Genomic DNA, 18,825 nt, shown 5'->3' with positions numbered 1-18,825 from the left:
TGCGCCTCAGGTCCGGAGGTGAAAAGTATCAGCAAGGCTCCGAATGTTTCTGATGCTCCCAGAAACCTTCTGGTCCTCGCCATTAGTCCGAAAGAAAACAGCAGATCACTTATGGAAGCAGCATTGGTCTCACGGCTGCGCGCCGCCGGCTACGAGGCTGAAGCATATGGTCCAGCACCATCCTTGCCCTGGAAGGATGCAGACGCACTTCGCGAGAAAGTAAAAGAGCGACTGCAGACGCAGACGGCCGACGGTGTTCTAACCGTCTCACTGGTGCGAAAGAACCGGCAGGTTGAGCATGTCCCGAACCAGGTGGTGTTTAACCCTGTCGTAACCAATATTGGTGCGCTGGGGTCCGTCACCTACATGGAAACCATGACAATTCCGGACCGTTACGAGGAATCCACCGAATACATCCTGAGAACAACCTTGTTCGATACGGACTCTGGCAAGGCCATCTGGCAAATGTTTTCCAGCACCATTGATCCGACATCGCTTGAGCGGGCAACCGAGGAGTTTTCTCGGGTTGCTGTGCGCGAGCTTCAAAAATCCTTCAAGGAATGAGCCAACACATGACCATCCACAAGACCGCAAAGTTCTCTGTCGTAATGTTGGGGTTGTCCCTCGCGGGATGTGCTTTTCAGGATACGCTGTCGCTTGGAGTTGACGATCCCTGCGCCTCACTGAAGGGAATCGTTGCTGACTACCCGTCAGGATTCGAGCAATACCGGGGCAGCCCGAACGGTTTCAGATCGGTTACTGTCTACAATGCGAAGGAGCAGTTGATACGGGGACACTGCGAAATCTGGAGCTGGGCGAATAACGACAGCGCCTACGTCTGCTCCAGCAACACCCCCAACGACGAGGTTGCCACCACACGGTACACCAAAGCCGTCGACTGGATGGGCCAATGCCTGGGTGATAGCTGGCCAAGCGAGGAAGGCGAAAGAACTCGGGATGGCGAGAATGCAGGAACGGTAACCCGGTTTCGCTCGTCCGACGCTGGCAAACCGAACATATCGGTTCACAGGGTAGCGTTCCGCGGAGATTCCGCGGTTTATGTCTATGTGGGGACACCCAGTCGGTTAGCCGAGTTCTAGCCGAAGAAACGCAACCAGCTGAACAATGAAAAGGGCCACCCCGAGAGGTGGCCCTTTTCATTTTCGGGGGTGCGGAATGCGTCAGCCCAGATTCTTTTTCACAAACTTCTGGATCTCGCCCACGATACCGCTGCGGAAGGCCAGGACCGTCAGTACAAAGATACCCCCGAGGATTGGATCCACCCAGTCACGCAGGGCACCCTGGGAGAGCTGATACTCGATGTTCACCACGAAGGTGGCGCCAACCACCGGGCCCAGAAGTGTTCCCATACCACCAACCAAAGTCATAAGGATGACTTCGCCCGACATGTGCCAGTGAGCATCGTTCAGGGAGGCCAACTGGAATACGACGGATTTCATGGAACCGGCAAGCCCTGCCAGTGCTGCTGAGATCACGAATGCCAGTACCTTGTAACGATCCACGTTGTAACCTAGGGAAACGGCACGGGGCTCGTTCTGCTTGATGGCCTTCAGCACCTGGCCGTACGGACTGTTGACGATACGCTGTACCAGCAGGTAGCAGGCGATGAACACCACCAGAACGAAGTAGTACATGTTCAGGTTGTCTTCAAGATTGATAAAGCCCAACAGCTCACCACGGGGAATGCCATGCATACCGTCTTCACCACCGGTGAACTCAGACTGGACGAAGAAGAAGAACACAAGCTGCGCAAGCGCGAGGGTCACCATCGCGAAATAGATGCCCTGGCGACGAATCGACAGCAACGCAAAGCCCGTGCCCAGCAGAGTGGCCGCAAGCGTGCCCGCGATGATACCCATCTCTGTGGTGAGCCCGCTGTAATTACTGAGCAGATAACCGGTGGTGTAACCACCCGTGGCCAGGAAGGCCGCATGGCCAAAGGACAGCAGGCCGGTGAACCCGAACAGAAGGTTGAACGCCACCGCAAACAGCGCGAAGCACAGGATCTTCATCAGGAAGACCGGATAGATCATGAAAGGTGCGGCAAGCAGGATGAGCAGCAGCACGCCGTTCAGCATCATCTTTTTACGATCCTGAGCGGCCTGTTCCTCAACGATAGCCTTGTGAATGTCGGCGGAATTGACTGGCTGATTCATGTTTATGCCTCCTTACCGAACAAGCCACTGGGCCGGAACATAAGAACCAGAACCATGACCAGGAAGATGACCGCCGAGGATGCCGGCGGGTAGAAGGTTTTGGTAAGCCCTTCAATAACGCCCATCAGAATACCCGTGATAATGGCACCGCCGATGGAGCCCATGCCGCCGATGACCACCACGGCGAATACCGTAATCAGTGTGGCTGACCCCATGACCGGAGTCACCGAATAAATGGGCGCGGCCAGAACACCGGCGAAGGCGGCCAGCGCCACACCAAACCCGTAAGTGAGGCTGATCAACAACGGTACGTTGATGCCAAAACCCTGCATCAACTGGGAATCTTCAGTACCGGCCCGCAGGTAGGCTCCCAGCTTGGTTTTCTCAATCACGAACCAGGTTCCAAAGCAGACGACCAGTGCCGCTACGATAACCCACGCACGGTAGTAGGGCATGAACATGAAGCCGAGGTTTACGCCGCCCTTGAACATGTCCGGCATGGCGTAGCGAAGGCCTGAAACCCCAAACCAATTTACCAGTACACCTGAAATGATCAGCGCGATACCGAATGTCAGCAGCAGGCTATAGATGTGATCCTGCCCCGCGATGCGACGCAGTAAAAAATATTCAATGGCGACACCAAAGGCACCGACCAGAAGAGGTGCCAACAATAAGGCGACCCAGTAGTTCACGCCCAGATAATCGAACATCAGGACGGTGGTCATGGCGCCGAGCATATACATGGCACCATGGGCGAAGTTGATGATCTTCAGCAGACCGAAGATGACCGCGAGCCCAAGGCTCAGCAGGGCGTAAAAGGCGCCGTTGATTATTCCGATCAGGAGCTGGCCGGATAGCACAGCTAAAGGGACGCCGAAAATCATGGACATTGGGCTAACTCCAGAAGCAGCACAGGGATTGTTTTTTGGCTTTGTTTTTTTCCGTTGTCATGGGTTCGCCCTGCCCTGTTGCAGGACGAACCCAAAACGGTCGCTTTTAGTTATTGACCAGCTTGCACTTGCTCTCGGAGAGCGGACGGTAGGACTCTTCGGCCGGGATGGTCCGCAGAATCTTGTACAGATCCCACTCGTTCTTGGACTCGGCCGGGGTCTTCACTTCCGCCAGGTACATATCATGCACCATGCGGCCGTCAACACGGATCTTGCCGTTCTTGGCAAACATGTCGTTGATCGGAGTGTCCATCATCTGCTTGCGCACAGTCTGGGCATCGTCAGATCCGGTGGCGTCAACGGCATTCAGGTACTGCATGGTGCTGGAGTAGATACCTGCGTGAACCATGGTCGGGCGTACGCCGGTTTCTTCCATGAAGCGATCAGACCACTCACGGGTCTCATCGTTCATGTCCCAGTACCAGCCTGTGGTGAGCTGGATGCCCTGGGCAGTCTGCGCACCGAGCGCATGAACGTCCGTCAGGAACAGCAGCAGTGCCGCCAGAGTCTGGCCAGACTGGGTTACACCGAATTCACTGGCGGTGGTGATGGCGTTGGTGGTGTCAGCGCCGGCATTCGCCAGACCGATGACATCAGCGCCGGAAGCCTGAGCCTGAAGAATGAACGATGAGAAATCCTGGGTCGGGAACGGGTGGCGAACAGTACCCACAATTTCACCGCCGTTGGCTTCAACAACGCGTGTTACATCACCTTCCAGTGCGTGACCGAACGCATAGTCCGCAGTCAGCATGTACCAGGTTTTGCCACCTTCTTTAACAACCGCGCTGGCAGTGCCGTTGGCCAGCGGGTAGGTGTCGTAAACATAGTGGATGTGGTTGGGAGTACAGTGCTCGTTCGTGATGCTGGAAGCGGCTGAGCCGGAGATGATACCGAGGCGATCGTTTTCTTCCAGGATCTTGCTCACGGCGATGGAAACAGAGGAGGCCACCATACCGGCTACGAGGTCTACGTCCTCGTTTTCAACCCAGCGACGGACTGTGCTGGATGAGGTATCCGGGCTGTTACGGTCATCGGCACTGACCACTTCAATCTTGGCGCCGTTTACCTGGCCGCCGAAATCGGCAATCGCCATTTCCAGGGCCTTCAGGCCGTTAGGTCCAGCGAGGTCACGGTAGGTGCCGGACATGTCCGCCAGATAACCGATCTTGACCGTGTCGTTGGAAATGGCCGCCTGGGCTCCGCTTGCCATCATGGCTGATGCAACGGCTGATGTCAGAAGCTTTTTCATCATTGTCATTGTTGTATCTCCGCTACTGTCTTGCGTTGGTTCGGGTTGTTGTTGCTTTTCTTGCTCTCGTCCTATCCGGGATCAGACCCCCAAATAGCTATCCAGCACCGACTGCTTGGCACTCAGTTCGTTGGCGCTGACTTCTTCCACAATCTGACCGTGCTCAACAACGTAATGACGGTCGGCTAACGGTGCTGCGAAGTGGAAATTCTGTTCAACCAGGACAATGGTCAGGCCCTTGTTTTTAAGGGCAATCAGGACCTCTCCCAGCTTTTCTACAATAACCGGCGCCAGGCCCTCGGTGATCTCGTCCAGCAGCAGCATATTGGCGCCTGTGCGCAGAATACGCGCCATGGCCAGCATCTGCTGCTCGCCACCGGACAGCTTGGTGCCCTGGCTGAAGCGTCGCTCATAGAGGTTGGGGAACATGTTGTAGATTTCTTCCAGACTCATACCGCCGCTACGCACGACGGGCGGTAGCGTCAGGTTCTCCTGGACACTCAGTGAGGAAAAAATGCCCCGATGTTCGGGGCAATACCCGACACCCAACCTGGCAATATGGTGAGGCGCACAGGACATGGTCTCCTCACCGTTAATCATTATGGATCCGGTTCGCCGGCCAACCATGTTCATGATGGCTTTGAGCGTTGTGCTGCGGCCCGCACCATTCCGGCCCAACAAAGTCACCAATTCCCCGCGGTTCACCACCATGTCGATGCCGTGGAGGATGTGGGATTCGCCGTAAAAGGCATGCAATCCGGACAAACGGAGCTGTTCGTACTCGCGATCGGATTTCGTGGTCATTGCGCTGCCTCCGCCTGATCACTGTCGGCGGTGGTGCCGCGCTCTCCGCTACCATCACTACCCATATAAACCTCGCGAACCCGTGGATCGCCGGAAACCGCTGCGTAATCGCCTTCGGTCAGAACGGCACCCTGGGCCAGCACAGTGATGCGATCACACAACTTGCTGACCACACTGAGGTTGTGCTCAACCATCAGCACAGTTCGTCCCTCCGCAGCCTTGCGCACCAGCTCCACAACGCGATCAACGTCTTCCGAACCCATGCCCTGGGTCGGCTCGTCGAGCAACAGCAGTTGCGGCTCCATGGCAAGCGTGGTCGCCAGTTCCAGCGCCCGTTTGCGCCCGTAAGCCAATTCTACGGTGGTGGTGTTGGCGAATTCAGCCAGGCCCACGGCATCCAGAAGCTCCATGCAACGCTGGTTGAGCTTGTGCAGGGAATTACCGGATTTCCAGAAACTGAAGGAGGTACCCTCAAAGGTCTGTAAGGCGACCCGGATGTTCTCCAGCGCGGTCATGTGCGGGAATACGGCTGAGATCTGAAACGAGCGTACAATGCCCTGGCGGGCGATGGCGGCGGACTTCATGGTAGTGATGTCCTGACCCTTGAACAGGATCTGGCCCCGGGTCGGGATCAAGAATTTGGTGAGCAGATTGAAGACCGTAGTCTTGCCGGCACCGTTAGGGCCGATCAGGGCGTGAATATGGCCTTTCTCAACCTTCAGGTTCACGTCGTCGACCGCAACAAAGCCCTTGAATTCTTTGACAAGGTTACGGGTCTCCAGAACGTACTGTTCACTCATGAGCCAATCTACCTTTGTTATTGTTGTGCGTTTTATCTGACTACCAGATTAGATTGACGTATACGTAAACGTCAACACTTAATTGCAGTTTTTAAGTACACTCTCGCTACGCAAAAAGTCGTATAGAAGGTCTACTACCTGGTCCTGCTTTTCCAGGTGTGGAGAGTGCCCGGCGTCTTCGAGAAAGACCCCGCGGGCATTTTCCCCGATACCTGCAACAATATCCGTTACCTGCTCAGGTACTCCGTATTCATCGTTCTCCCCCTGAATGATGATAGCCGGACATTCGATTGCCGCCAGCCACCGACTGAAATCCATGGCTGATTGGAACCCTTCGTCCCGCCAGACTGTCTGCCAGGCGTTGAATAGGTCGTCAGTCCGGTTGCCGTGATAGCGGACCAGACGATCCCGTATATCCGTCTCCCGATAGCGAACGGCCATCTCCTCTATACCAGCGAGGGTGAGGTGATCCGCATAGATGTGTGCGGCCATGGTTACCAGCGACTTCACACGGCCACCCAGGGTGCCAGCGGCCACAAGGGCAATGGAACCTCCGTCGCTATGCCCTACCAGCACAACATCCCTGATCTCGAGCTTGTCCAGCAATCGGGGCAACCACCGATGGCCTGCAACCTCAAGGTAATCGTAAGGGCGAGGAAGTTCTTCGTCAGAAGAGTGGCCGTAGCCCTGCCGATTGTAGATCAGCGCATCGCAGCCAGTGGCTTTCGCCATTCTTTCCGGGAACTTTCGCCACAGCGCGATGCTGCCAAGGGATTCATGGAGAAAAACCAGCACCGGCCCTTTCGGTTCCGCGTGCTGGATCCGCCTCACTTCCAGCTCAACACCATCGCCTACCGGCACCATCATGTCACGAATCTGCATGGACTTACCGGTTTGGAGGAATTGAGTAGGTCATGGTGGAGTGGGCCACCGGCTCTTCCGCGCCTTCAGAGTAGACAAACACCTCACCCACACCCATGGTGCGGCCCACTTTCAGCATGGTCGCCCGGGCCCAGATGGGCTGATGGGCCACCGGCTTGCGGAGGAAGTTGATATTGAGGTTGGTGGTCACTGCCAGCGGCACCAGACCGATCTTGCTCAACAGCGCGGCATACAGGGTAACGTCTGCCAACCCCATCATAGCTGGCCCGGATACGGTTCCTCCGGGCCTGAGATGCGCCTCATCCACTTCCAGTTTCATTTCTGCCCAGCCATCCCCGAGCTTCTGCAGGGTGCCGTAGGCTTCCCCCTGCGGAAACTGTTCATCAAGGAAGGCCTGCAGCTCTTCAAACGTAATGATCATGCGCCGATTTCTTCCTTGGCCTGATTACGCAGAACGAACCGCTGGATTTTTCCACTGGGTGTCTTGGGCAACTCATCAACAAACTCGATTTCCCGCGGGAAGGCGTGGGTAGAGAGCCTGCGACGCACCAGTTCCTGAAGTTCGTCTTTCAGGGCCTGCTCGTCTCCAAGAGCATAATCGCCCTTGATCACCACATAAGCCTTGATGATGGAACCGCGCTTTTCATCCGGCTTGCCGACAACACCCGATTCCGCCACAGCGGCGTGCTCGAGGAGCGTGCTTTCGACATCCGCTGGCCCCACGCGGTAGCCGGCCGTGGTGATAATGTCATCATCCCGGCCACTGAAGGAGAAGTTGCCATTGCCGTGGTTGATAACCATGTCGCCGGTGAGGTAGTAGCCGTTAACGAACGGGTCTTTTTCACCCCAGGTGTAACCGTCAAAGTGGAACAGCGGTGAGGCCTTCACATCGACAGCCAACTGACCAACTTCGCCCTCGCCCACTTCTTCGTTTTTCTCGTTCAGCGCGACAACCTTGTGGCCCGGGGAGGCATAGCCCATGGAACCCTCACGTACCGGATGCGCAAGGCCGTGGAAGTTGCAGCAGGTCATGCCGGTCTCGGTCTGGCCGTAGTGGTCTTTCACCGGGCAGAAGTGACGGTTGCGAATCCAGTTCACCACTTCCGGGTTCAGAGGCTCGCCGGCACTGCTGGCAACGCGCAAGCCCAGGTTCTCGCCTTCCGGCAGCACGTGATCGTTGGCCTTCAGCAGGCGGTACGCCGTGGGCGCTGCTGCCAGGTTGGTGATCTTGTATTTCCGGATCATGTCGTAGGTGGATTCCGGGGTAAATCCGCCCGGATTGAAGTGTGTCGCATGGCCCATCAGAAGAGGCCCAACCACGGCATAGTAAAGCCCGTAAGCCCAACCGGGATCGGCTACGTTCCAGAACTTGTCGCCGTCCTGCAGATCGATGGCGTACTTCATGTAGACATAGAACGCCAGCAGCGCCTTGGCGGGAACGGCAACGCCCTTGGATTTACCCACGGTTCCGGAGGTGAACATCTGGAGGAACGGATCGTCGCCCTTGATCATGACAGGCTCAAACTCACTGGACTGAGCCGCGAGGGTTTCCTGGAAATCAGGGATGTCTGCACCAATCTCACTGGCGTTGACACCAACCACCGGCGGGCAGACTTTGACATCGTTCAGCTTGGGATAGTTCTCAGGGTTGGTCACCACCAGCTTGGTACTGGCCCGCTCAAAACGGTATTCGATCGCACCGGAACCAAAGGCAGTAAACAGCGGCTGATACACGGCACCGGCACGGAGGGTACCGGCAATAACTATCAGCAGCTCCGGAGTGCGCGGCAGGAGTGCAGCCACCCGGTCGCCCTTGCCGATACCCTGGGATTTCAGATAATGGGCGAACCGTGCAGAGGCCTCTTTCAATTCAGCGAAAGTCAGACTGCCATCACCGCCATCCTCTGTTTCGTAGTAAAGGGCAACCCGACTTGGGTCATCCGCCCATTTGTCGCAGATTTCGTGGCACACGTTGAGCCCGCTATCCAGACGTCCATCCAGGATGTCCGCTTCCAGAGCAGCAGGATCGAAGTTGTTGTAAACGTCGGTATATTCCGGAAGGCTCATTCTCAACTCCTGTTGTTTTTATCATCGAAAGCACGGGTCAAGGTTTAGCACAGGCTTCACTTTACGTAAAGGTAAACTTTAGACGAAAAAGGAAGAAATCTGCCTGGTTTTATGAGGTGGAAAACCGGGCGCAGCGGCATGTCGCGCCCGGGAAAGAGATCCGGAAAGGACCTCAGGATTGAGAGGTAATTTTTCCGGTATGGCGGCTGGACAGAATGTGGTGGAGGGATCCGCACTCAACCATGGGATCATCGCAGTTGACCACAATGTCGGAGCGGGCGATGACATAACCCTTGCCGGTGATGCTGTTCTTGATCACCTGGTACTCGCCCTCTTCCTCGACGGAGGTAAATTCCCCGATAAAACCGGTCTCTCTCAGGGAAACGGTTTCGAGCTTGTCGCCCGGCTTTATGCTGCCTTCGTAGTTCATCAGCGCCAGGCGCGCGGAGGTGCCGGTGCCCGTTGTGCTCCGGCAGATCACACCGGGATGCACATAGGTTGCGGACCGTGACCGGTAATAGCCCTCTGCCACATGCTCCACCGGCCCCATGAAGTGGAGGAACGGCAACGGCCCCACATCGCCAAGGGTGTAATGGGAGAAGCCCCGCTCGGCCTGGATGGCCTCAACGATGGCGTGGGCGGTTTCCGACAGCTTGCGCTCTTCGTCCAGGGTCAGATCAAAGCCCAGACTGGACGCGTCCACCAACGCATAAAAGCCGCCACTGTAGGCAACACTGTAGGTAATCTCACCCAGTGAGGGCACGTCGATGGTGGCCTTGTAGGTGTGGATATAGCTGGGCAACCCCTCACAGGTGATGGCTTCCACCACGCCGTCGTGCACCGTCGCCTCAATTTGAACCAGGCCAGCGGGAGACTCCAGGAGAAAGTTCTGTTTGCCTTCCTGTTTCGGCACGATGCCCGATTCCAGCACTGCAGTGGCCGTACAGATGGTATTGGAGCCTGAGTATATGGGGTAACCCATAACTTCCATGATGATATAACCGGCCGCGGCGCGCGGATCCGTTGGCGGCACCAGCAAATCCACAGACATTTCCGGCACACCGTATGGTTCTTCCAACAAAAGCCGGCGCAGGCCATCGGCGTCATCCCGCAGGTACTCCATCTGTGCCCGAACCGTATCGCCGGGCAACAGATCAATCCCGCCGGTCACGATCCGGCTGACATCACCGCCGGCGTGGGTATCCATCAACTGAATGGTCAGTTCCGGTTTCATCAGGCGCTCTCCAGTGACCAGGGTTGGCCGTGTTCTTCCCATTGTGAGTCGGGAACGATCACGATCTTGCCGAGATAATTGCTACCCCGGTTCACAAAATACTCTTCTGCCCGATGCAGATCGGAGAGTTTGAAGGCACCGTGCAGAACCGGTTTCAGCTGCCCTCCGCGGATCCAGGCCATCAGTTGTTCCGCCTCTTCCCGGGTGCCATGAGATACCCCGAAAATCTGCACCTGGTAGAGGTAGATCCGGGTCCACAGAATTTCGCTGATATTGCCGCCGCTGGCGCCGGCAATACTGAGTCGCGGGTAGGTGCTGCGGGCGTTCATATCAAAGATCATGGTGTCGATGAACACATCGGTCATCTCACCGCCGACCAGGTCCATGACCGCATCGATGGGTTTGCCACCGGTTTCCGCTTTCACACGATCCACAAAGCTGTCCATATCAGACCGATCCAGCACGGCCTCGGCACCCAGCTCAAGCAGAGCCGACGCCTTGTCCTGTTTGCTGAGAGCGTAGGGAATGGCCCCCATGATCCGGCAAAGCTGGATCAGGGCCGTGCCGACACCGCCACTGGCACCGGTAACCAGCACCCGCTCGCCGGCGCTGATGTTGGCCGAGGTAAGCATGTGCATGGCAGTCTGATAGGAACACATCCCCATGGACGCGACTTCGGCATCGGCCAACTCGGGGTTGGGTATGTGATGGAACTGGTCTGACAGGAGCGCTACATATTCGGCGTAGCCGCCATCGGCACCGTGCCCGAAGTAATCGGGGGTGAGGTTGATGTCCCGCCGGTCATTGGCGTAAATGTTGAAATCCAGCAGTCCCCGCTCGCCGATACGAGACTCGTCCACACCGTCACCAACGGCCACAACACGGCCGGCGATATCCGCACCCTGAATTCTGGGAAAAACCAGCGTGGGCTTTCCGCCCATCTGAAAGGATGTCATTTCGCCTTTTTTGGTAGGATACAGCCCTTCCCGCGCTTTGCGGTCGGTGTTGTTCTTCGCCGTAGCCGTCACCTGGACAAGCACCTCTCCTGGCCCTGGGGCAGGAACAGGCACATCCTGATACTCCAGTTTATCGACATCACCGTGACCGGTCAGAACCATGGCTTTCATGGTGTTCGGGATCATGGGCTGACGATCCTCCCTGTTTGCTGAATCTCGGGTATCCAGAGAGGATAGGTGAGTTTCCGGGGTGTGTCAGGGCTTGTTACGGGTATCCATTACCCCGCTACCGGGCGATGACCTTGTAGACCGGCCGTAACTTGGGGATCTGCTTGAGCACCACCTGAATGACCGTCATCAGGGGCACTGCCAGAAGCACACCCACTGGTCCCCAGAGCCAGCCCCAGAAGAAAATCGAGACAAAGATAATCACCGGATTGATCGCCATCCGAAAGCCGTGAATCCAGGGTTCGATGAAAAAACCGACCAGCGTGGTCAAACCGAGGAATCCCAGCGGCGCAATGGCCATCATCCAGAACTCATCAAGGCTGATGGCGGAGACAATCGTAAGCATGGAGATAGAGAGAATAACCCCCAGATAGGGGATAAACCGGGCTAGCCCAGCGACCAGCCCCCACACAGCCGGATCCGGCAGCCCGACCGCCCAGCAGATCAGGCCGGTTGTGGTGCCCACCGCCAGGTTACTCAGGCTGAGAACACCCAGGTATTGGGCAATCTGATGCTGGGAATCGTGGGTAATCCGAAGTACCGTTTTCCGCTGATCAATGGGCAACTGACGGACAAAATTCTTGATCAGACGATCACCGCTGACCAGCAGAAAATAGGTCAATGCCAGTGCCAGCGCCAAGCCGGCGATCGCATTTCGGGCCTTGGCCATTAATTGGCTGCGCCAGGAGTCCGTTTGCAGAACAACCGCCGTTGGCTGCTGTTGTTCCGACTCTGAAAGCTCCTCCACGGACTTTTCAACCTGCTCCGCGGATTCTGTGACTTTCGCGATCTGACGGCTGATTTCACTCTCGCCAACGAGCAAGCGCGAAATGCCCTGAGGCACCTCTTCCGCCCACTTCAACGCCGGGGTTGCCACCGCCAGAGTTATGCCGACGATTCCCGCCAGCACCAACAGCACGAAAATCAGAGAACTGATCATCCGGGGAATCCGCCATTTTACGTAGGCTCTTTTGACCAGAGGCGAAAGCAGCAGACTGGTCATGACGGCAAGAATGATGGGCAGAACAATCTGATGAGCCACGTACAGGGTGTACAGGATCCCCAGGCCGAACAGCCCGTAGATCGGCGTGGCGAGATCCGATGAAATCAGCGGGCGCTTGCTCTCGCCCGCCGGTTCGTTGTTTGTGGGTTGGCCGTTCATGATGAACCCTGCATACCGTGAAATAAACTGGCCCGGAAGAATCCAGGCCAGTGTTTATGGCAGTCAGTCTACCTTCACCAATGCACGGGCGCATCCGGGGGAGGGTTACGTGGGGTTCACCTGAAACAAAAACCGAAGTTTCGAAAACGAAATGTAAGCTCGGCACTTCGATTTTTTTTTGACGGATTCTTGCCATTACCTAGTTTATCGGCTCAGGATGATTGACGACGCAGCGGAAGCCGTTGCCGCTAGCGGAAACAGGCACACCGTATCGCGCAAACACAGTAGCATTGCCACCTACGTGGTCGCCGTGGCCAGCCCAATCTCTTACAGTTTTCTCCGGACTTTCTGGATTAATTGCTTTCAGGGGACCTTGGGGATTAGTTCGCGGCGCATGCTGGTAATAGTCTTTCTGAAACCAGTCCTGAGTCCATTCAGCGACATTCCCGGTCATGTCGTAGAGGCCCAGAGAATTTGGGGGATAACTGCCAACTGGTCGGCGCTCAAATTTAAGCGAAGAATGGATCAAAGTGTTGCCGGAGGGACGAATCGATGTGTCGACATATTCCGTAGGGCGCTTTAAATACGGGTCGTTTTCGACTTGTCCTGAGTTCGTCGCATAGGCTACCCGGCGCCCCCGGCTTCTCGCACCATACTCCCATTGCGCCTCAGTCGGCAGCGCAAAAGGCAACCCCGTCTCCTGAGCTAACCAAGCACAATAGCCTTCGGCCTCTCCATAATTGGGCACTCTGGCAGGCTTGTTTCGGAAGTAAGGTGACAAAAGATCGTCAGTTGGCGAGTTAACATATCGGTGTTTGAATGGGGATTCTTCATATTGAGAAAGCCGCCCCGTAGCTTCGTAATACACCCGCATTTGGCCCCAAGTAGTTTCGTAGCGTGAGATTGAATAGCTATCGACCTTTACCTCAATTGCCGGGCGACTATGATCTACTAAAGTCACGTAGGCAGAACCATCGGGCCGACCCACGTCTCCGAGCTCAAATTCACCGCCTTCAACAAAAACCTGATTCTCGATAGCATTTTCCACAACGCGAGATACAGAGCTATCGCCATCAGTACCACCAAGACCACCACATGCGACCAAAAAAGTCGGCATTATCGTCAGGCCAATCACCCTCAACCGTTCAATTCTCAACATCTACTAGGTTTCCTTAACCAATCCTACAAATACGACAAACACTAAAAGGATCCATTCTTACCGGCCTGTCAGCGACGGCTACCTGGTACTTCAAGCCACGAATGAAGAGATACTGATCCGATTTATTCTTGCCTATGAAGTCAAACAGCCGGTCGAAGTTATTCTCGAACTTATCCAGCCGGGCAAAGCCTTGCGGATTCATTCGTAACACCGTTTCCTCGAAATCACGCCATCCCTGAAACGAATTCAGAATCAAATTCACGGCTTGGATTTTAATATCGTCATCACTTCAGATATCGGGCGTTAGCCACCAGTCGGGACGTCTAATTGGCTGCCAGTCAACTTGACTAGTATAGGCACTTCGCTTATTGCAAGGGCTTCCTGCCCTTTCTTTAATTTATAGGCTTGGGATGATTGACGACGCAGCGGAAGCCCTGATTGGGCGAATTAACACTGACAGCTCGCCGGGCATAGACTGTCGCCAAGCCACCACTGTGGTCCCCATACCCAGCGATATCACGAACACTCTTCTTTAAACTATCAGAACCTTCACCGGGCTCAGATGCCACTGGATTACTTGCGTTTAAGTGCCCGTAGCCTGATTGAAACCAGTCGCGCGTCCACTCAGGTACGTTTCCAGTCATATCGTACAAACCCAAAGGGCTAGGCTGATAAGAGCCAACCGGACGCCTCTCCACAGCGAATGAAGAGTGAATGAGGACATTACCCGTTACAGGCTTCAAAGGATCAACTGAAGCCTTCTGTAGATAGTCATCCAGTACCAATTCACCGGTACTCGTAGCGTACGCAATCCGTTGTCCACGGTTCCTTGCTGCGTATTCCCATTGTGCCTCTGTCGGTAGTGCAAACGGCAAATTAGTCTTCTCAGCAAGCCATGCACAATATTCTTCAGCCTCGGAGTAATTGGGGCTTCTTGCTGGCTTCAATGCATAGTTTGGGGAGGTGGGGTCGTCATTCGACTCAATTGGTAATCTCGCCGCACTCCGAAACCCATTTTCAATGGTGTAGTTACCTGCTCGGCCAACGTCGCGGAGAAAGACCAAGAATTCACCCCAAGTGACCTCCTTGCTCTGTATCGAAAAATCATCAATGTTGACCATTATCGACGGCTTGTTATTTTCGAGTAACGGAGAGAATGGCTCGCCGGAAGCTTGGCCAACATCTCCCAGTCGGAACTCTCCCCCTTCTATAAAGACGAGACTATCCTCCGCATTTGCCAGAACCAGAGCGAGCTCGTCCTCCGAGAGTTGTTGAGACGAACTCGAACAGCCAACAACCAGCCCAAGTACAGCAGCGCCTATCCATATTCTGAAATTCTCAATCATACGACCTCTGTTCCTCAAGCTATTCCACAAACCTTACAGGCAGAAAAAGGATCAAGTTGAACGGGCCCCACCAAGTTTGCTCGTTGACCATGCAAAACTTTTCGATAAAGCCGGTAGTCATTTAAATTTTTCCCAATAAAGCTGAACACTCTCCTAACATTTTCATCGAATTGTTGAGGGAAAGGCTCCGCACTTTCATTTATTCTGACGATGGTTTCTTCAAAATCCCTCCATCCTTGCATCGACTTCAGAATCAGGGAGACGGCTTGGACTTTGGTGCGGGTACCATCAAACAGTTGCGGAGTCAGCCAAAAGTCATCCGTCAAAATAAACAACAACTTAGCTTTGGCTTCGGGTGGCGAGTGCCGCAAGATACTTTCTTCGCCTTTCTCATTGTCTGAGATTATGTTGGTAGCGAATTCCAGTGCCACGCGCTCTCGATCCAGACTCGAAGTTAGTGCTATGGAAAGGTCGTTAAAAAAGGTGATAACCGTTTGCGTTCCTTGTTCCGCAAGGTTCGCTGCCGCGAGGGAGAGGTTTACGCCTGTACCCAGTGCATACACCGACAGTCGCCCATACCATCCAAATGCATCGGTTACGGGATCGAACAACTCTAAATACCTGAAATCCACGTTCCCAAGAGCTTTGTAGACGTAATGCAACATCTGGACGATATTCGATGGGTCAACTTCAAGTAAAAAACTGCCGGATGCTCCAACCCCAAAGACAATACCCGCGTGCACATTGAAATAAAACTTCCCAGTCGTATCGCTAAATTCCAAGCGGATCTGAATTTCACCTCCAAGTCCTGCAGCTCCCTCAACTTTTTTGCCGATCTCACAAAGCTTTTGCCACTGAGATTGCCTAGATAAAACATCCGTCCAGAGCAAGGCGCCAGAAAGTTCACAACCGGCTCTTATACCTGCAAACACACCGCCATCCACCGATGCGCCTTGCCCATCCTTTCTGGCTGCTACACCCTTTAACTCTGGAATACCGTTACTGCTTTTCACCTCTACATTGGCCGCAATAAGTACCGAAGCACCTGCGAAACCGCTCAGAGCTGCCCGAACCCTCGCCTGAAAATGCCCTAGGGAAACTTCCTTCCGTTCGCCATCTGGTCCACCTAAGCGATAGGTAACACGGACTTGTGATCGGTTGTTCGCAGGAAACGCCTGCTCAACACCAACCTTGCCCTGCGCCAGTGCATACTGCGCTTCCACTTTCGCCTGGAAATGCACTTTTCCCTTGCGCGGATCAAATTCACCCGAAGCTGCCGCGCCGGCAGCAAAGCGCATGAACTGTGCCTCTGCGGAGGCATCAAACCCGGTTTCGTCGACCGCTTCCCGCCTGGCTTCCGCGTCTCCCCAGATGAACCAGGATGCCTCATCGTAAAACTTGTTCAACGTCGTCATAAGCGCGCCATTCTTATCCGGCTCCCAGAGGGTTGCGTTGAACTTGACGTTGAGTTCGCTACGGATAGCGTCTCGAAGCTTCGCTGGATCAACGCCGTTCTCGGTCAGCCAACCCTTGCTGCGCTCGCTGTCTCGCGATGCCATCGGATACCGGCGAGGGTGGTTCGCGATCTTGTCAGAGCGCACGAAAGTGACGTGTTTATTGCCAGCCAACCGCTTTATCTCAGTAATCGGTGGGATGGACTGCATGTCGATGGTCAGGACTGAGCGAGCCTCAAGTTCGTTTATCATCCGCTCTTTCTCCTCCTGCACTTCAGACAACAGTTGCCCTTCGCCTTCAGTCGCGCCAAGTTCAGAATCGGTCTCGCCTTCATCGAGTCCGTCAAGCTTGCGGTAGAATTCGGTTATCGGACCACAAACAAATTCCTCTTCTTCGACCCACTCCGCCAATTCCGCCTCAGTCAGAAGAATCAGCTCGTCCGCTCCGGTTACGTGAACAACTTCCACGATTTCTTCGGAACAGGATGGCTCCTGGGCAACAGAACCCACTTCACAGCTGGAGAATTGCTCCTCGTTAGCCGCCGGAATCTTGAGCGGTTGTCCCGGGAAGATTCGATCCGGGTTCTCAATTTCAGGATTCAGCCGCATCAGGCTGCTGAGGGTCGTTTGATGCCGTTGTGCAATCGCACTGAGGGTGTCGCCGGAGCGAACGGTGTATTCAGAATTCATCAGGCAACTCCGTATGCCAAATGGTTATCAGCTGCTTGCAGACGTGCGCCAGTCGAGAGCTCAGAGTCAGACAGAATGGTGCGGATTTCGGCAAGCTTGATCCGCTCCCCGTGAACCACAGCCAGCTCTGCGTAACGGCTAACCTCCTTTTCGGTTCGAAAACCCAGCGCGGTTGCCTCATTGATGAGTTGCTCCAACCGTGCTCGATCCGTGATGTCGAGAAAGCGGCCCAACTTCTCGACGAACTCATGCCTGGCGCTCTGTGACAGCACTGCCACATGATTTTCAGTTAGCAGAAACCAGCCTTCCTCAAGGGCGTTCCTGGCGAGTTGCGAGCCATCTGAATCGAACCTGGATAGCTCTCCGTCCGGCTGGAAGGCCAACCACTCTCTGACTGGCCCGCTAAAGCGAGCGCGTTCCTGCTCATTTAATGCAGACATCAGCCGCGTGAGCTGCCTGGGTGCGTAATAGCGCAAATAGGAGAATCCCCCATCCGGCATCTGCACACTAAGCAAACTGCGCAAATGACCCGCCACAAGGGGAAGGCTATTATCCGATACAAGGATAATGGCTTTATTCCGCCACTCCGATTGGGCTCGCCAAAGCCGTGTACCCTCGGAGGGTTTGACCAGGCAAGGGGTGACGCCCATAGCCGCTTCATGTGGTGTGCCCAAGAACAGATATTCCAGCTCGGGCTGATCATCGTGCTCGTAGATGAAGCGCGGTGCATCAAACAACGCACCGTCGAAGAGAATGCAGGCTTTGGCCCTGGTTGTTTCATCCAGCCCTATCATGCAGTCACACCCTCGCATGAACAGGATGAGAGGGCGCAGGTGCCATCCGGCTTGCGCCCACACTGCTTGACCAGTGCAACATCGTTCCTGGCCGCTGTTTTTAAGGCCTGTACCGAACTTGGGGCAGGCCCCGCTGAAGCCCGGGTGTCGGTTTCCGCAAGCTGTGCCGGTTCATTCGTATCGGAAATGTCACTCAAGCTGCGCGGTAGTGCAGGCACCTGGGCTGCCACCCCACTCCCACTCCCCGGCCCGCCACCAGAATTCATGCGTACCGAAGGGCCGGATACCGTCACACCACTGGGATCCAGTTTCAGAAAGCTGCCACCCGCCTTGAGCGTTAACTCGGCTCCTGCCTCGATCACGACTTTCATGCCCGCCTTGTGGTGAATCTCGGTGCCGGCTTCAACGAGCTGGTTTTTGCCCTGTTTACTGTGAAAACTGCCACCCACCGACAGACTGTAATCACTTCCCACCGACTCACGCTGTTCGCCATCGACCGTGCGGTGCTCATTGCCTTTCACATGACTGAAATCATGGTTTTCCACGGTGCGATGACTGTCGTTCCGAATCACCTCTGTGCGGTTGTTCTCGGTGAGCAGGTCCAGATCTTTCTGGGCGTGTACGTAGATCTGTTCCTGACCGGCCTCATCCTCAAATCGCAGTTCGTTGCTGCCCTCGCCCTTGTGGGTTTTCGTTTTCAGGGTGGTGCGGGTTTTGTGCTCAGGCAGACCATAGGGCGGTGTATTGGTGATGTGATGGGTTCGCCCGGTGATGATGGGCTGGTCCGGGTCGCCGTCCAGGAAGGAGACAATCACTTCGTGGCCGATTCGTGGCAAGGCCATGAAGCCATATTGGCCGCCGGCCCAGCCCTGA

18 protein-coding genes are annotated in these 18,825 nt (G+C 55.2%); 2 read left to right on the top strand and 16 right to left on the bottom strand.

Features of this window, described 5'->3' with window-relative positions; translation table 11 throughout:
• Nucleotides 1-111 precede the first annotated feature (111 nt).
• A complete protein-coding gene (locus KEHDKFFH_RS12110) occupies nt 112-564 on the top strand; it encodes a hypothetical protein (protein ID WP_146084206.1) in 453 nt (150 codons plus the stop codon).
• Between the two features lie 8 nt (nt 565-572).
• On the top strand, nt 573-1,100 hold the full coding sequence (locus KEHDKFFH_RS12105) for a hypothetical protein (protein ID WP_104322157.1): 528 nt from the start codon (nt 573-575) through the stop codon (nt 1,098-1,100).
• A gap of 81 nt (nt 1,101-1,181) precedes the next feature.
• On the opposite strand, the gene KEHDKFFH_RS12100 is transcribed toward KEHDKFFH_RS12105, so the two are convergent.
• From KEHDKFFH_RS12100 to KEHDKFFH_RS12020, 16 genes are all read right to left on the bottom strand, one after another.
• Nucleotides 1,182-2,177: a branched-chain amino acid ABC transporter permease gene (locus KEHDKFFH_RS12100; RefSeq protein WP_104322156.1), complete on the bottom strand. Its 996-nt coding sequence runs from the start codon at nt 2,175-2,177 to the stop codon at nt 1,182-1,184.
• 2 nt (nt 2,178-2,179) lie between these two features.
• Nucleotides 2,180-3,067, bottom strand: a complete 888-nt coding sequence (locus tag KEHDKFFH_RS12095) for a branched-chain amino acid ABC transporter permease (protein WP_104322155.1) — start codon at nt 3,065-3,067, stop codon at nt 2,180-2,182.
• Nucleotides 3,068-3,173: 106 nt separating this feature from the next.
• Complete coding sequence (locus KEHDKFFH_RS12090; RefSeq protein ID WP_104322154.1) at nt 3,174-4,385, bottom strand: ABC transporter substrate-binding protein; 1,212 nt, start codon at nt 4,383-4,385, stop codon at nt 3,174-3,176.
• A 72-nt stretch (nt 4,386-4,457) separates the two neighbouring features.
• Nucleotides 4,458-5,180, bottom strand: a complete 723-nt coding sequence (locus tag KEHDKFFH_RS12085; protein ID WP_064227239.1) for an ABC transporter ATP-binding protein — start codon at nt 5,178-5,180, stop codon at nt 4,458-4,460.
• The gene (locus KEHDKFFH_RS12080) at nt 5,177-5,980 is read right to left on the bottom strand and encodes an ABC transporter ATP-binding protein (RefSeq protein WP_104322153.1); all 804 of its coding nucleotides are present in this window, start codon (nt 5,978-5,980) and stop codon (nt 5,177-5,179) included. Before KEHDKFFH_RS12080 ends, KEHDKFFH_RS12085 begins: the two co-directional genes overlap by 4 nt.
• Nucleotides 5,981-6,058: 78 nt before the next feature.
• Nucleotides 6,059-6,862 carry an alpha/beta fold hydrolase gene (locus KEHDKFFH_RS12075; RefSeq protein ID WP_104322152.1) on the bottom strand — a complete coding sequence of 268 codons (804 nt, stop codon included), beginning with the start codon at nt 6,860-6,862 and terminating at the stop codon, nt 6,059-6,061.
• A gap of 4 nt (nt 6,863-6,866) precedes the next feature.
• Complete coding sequence (locus KEHDKFFH_RS12070) at nt 6,867-7,283, bottom strand: PaaI family thioesterase (RefSeq protein WP_008175922.1); 417 nt, start codon at nt 7,281-7,283, stop codon at nt 6,867-6,869.
• A complete protein-coding gene (locus tag KEHDKFFH_RS12065) occupies nt 7,280-8,929 on the bottom strand; it encodes an AMP-binding protein (RefSeq protein WP_104322151.1) in 1,650 nt (549 codons plus the stop codon). Before KEHDKFFH_RS12065 ends, KEHDKFFH_RS12070 begins: the two co-directional genes overlap by 4 nt.
• A 172-nt stretch (nt 8,930-9,101) precedes the next feature.
• A complete protein-coding gene (locus KEHDKFFH_RS12060) occupies nt 9,102-10,163 on the bottom strand; it encodes a proline racemase family protein (RefSeq protein ID WP_104322150.1) in 1,062 nt (353 codons plus the stop codon).
• Nucleotides 10,163-11,305 carry a zinc-binding dehydrogenase gene (locus tag KEHDKFFH_RS12055; protein ID WP_104322149.1) on the bottom strand — a complete coding sequence of 381 codons (1,143 nt, stop codon included), beginning with the start codon at nt 11,303-11,305 and terminating at the stop codon, nt 10,163-10,165. Before KEHDKFFH_RS12055 ends, KEHDKFFH_RS12060 begins: the two co-directional genes overlap by 1 nt.
• A 100-nt stretch (nt 11,306-11,405) precedes the next feature.
• Nucleotides 11,406-12,509 carry an AI-2E family transporter gene (locus tag KEHDKFFH_RS12050; RefSeq protein WP_104322148.1) on the bottom strand — a complete coding sequence of 368 codons (1,104 nt, stop codon included), beginning with the start codon at nt 12,507-12,509 and terminating at the stop codon, nt 11,406-11,408.
• A 199-nt stretch (nt 12,510-12,708) separates the two neighbouring features.
• The gene (locus KEHDKFFH_RS12045) at nt 12,709-13,668 is read right to left on the bottom strand and encodes a formylglycine-generating enzyme family protein (protein WP_104322147.1); all 960 of its coding nucleotides are present in this window, start codon (nt 13,666-13,668) and stop codon (nt 12,709-12,711) included.
• 392 nt (nt 13,669-14,060) lie between these two features.
• Nucleotides 14,061-15,014: a formylglycine-generating enzyme family protein gene (locus KEHDKFFH_RS12035; RefSeq protein ID WP_104322146.1), complete on the bottom strand. Its 954-nt coding sequence runs from the start codon at nt 15,012-15,014 to the stop codon at nt 14,061-14,063.
• 14 nt (nt 15,015-15,028) lie between these two features.
• Entirely contained in the window at nt 15,029-17,158 is a 2,130-nt protein-coding gene (locus KEHDKFFH_RS12030; protein ID WP_104322145.1) for a LysM peptidoglycan-binding domain-containing protein, read from the bottom strand.
• Nucleotides 17,158-17,952: a DUF4123 domain-containing protein gene (locus KEHDKFFH_RS12025; protein ID WP_104322144.1), complete on the bottom strand. Its 795-nt coding sequence runs from the start codon at nt 17,950-17,952 to the stop codon at nt 17,158-17,160. Before KEHDKFFH_RS12025 ends, KEHDKFFH_RS12030 begins: the two co-directional genes overlap by 1 nt.
• Nucleotides 17,949-18,825, bottom strand: an 877-nt coding sequence (locus KEHDKFFH_RS12020; RefSeq protein ID WP_241956488.1) for a type VI secretion system Vgr family protein, incomplete at its 5' end; no start/stop codon positions are given. The genes KEHDKFFH_RS12025 and KEHDKFFH_RS12020, both read right to left, overlap by 4 nt.

Source organism: Marinobacter maroccanus (assembly GCF_002933275.1).
Classification (GTDB): Bacteria; Pseudomonadota; Gammaproteobacteria; order Pseudomonadales; family Oleiphilaceae; genus Marinobacter; species Marinobacter maroccanus.
This window is presented reverse-complemented; position numbering and strand designations above follow the sequence as displayed.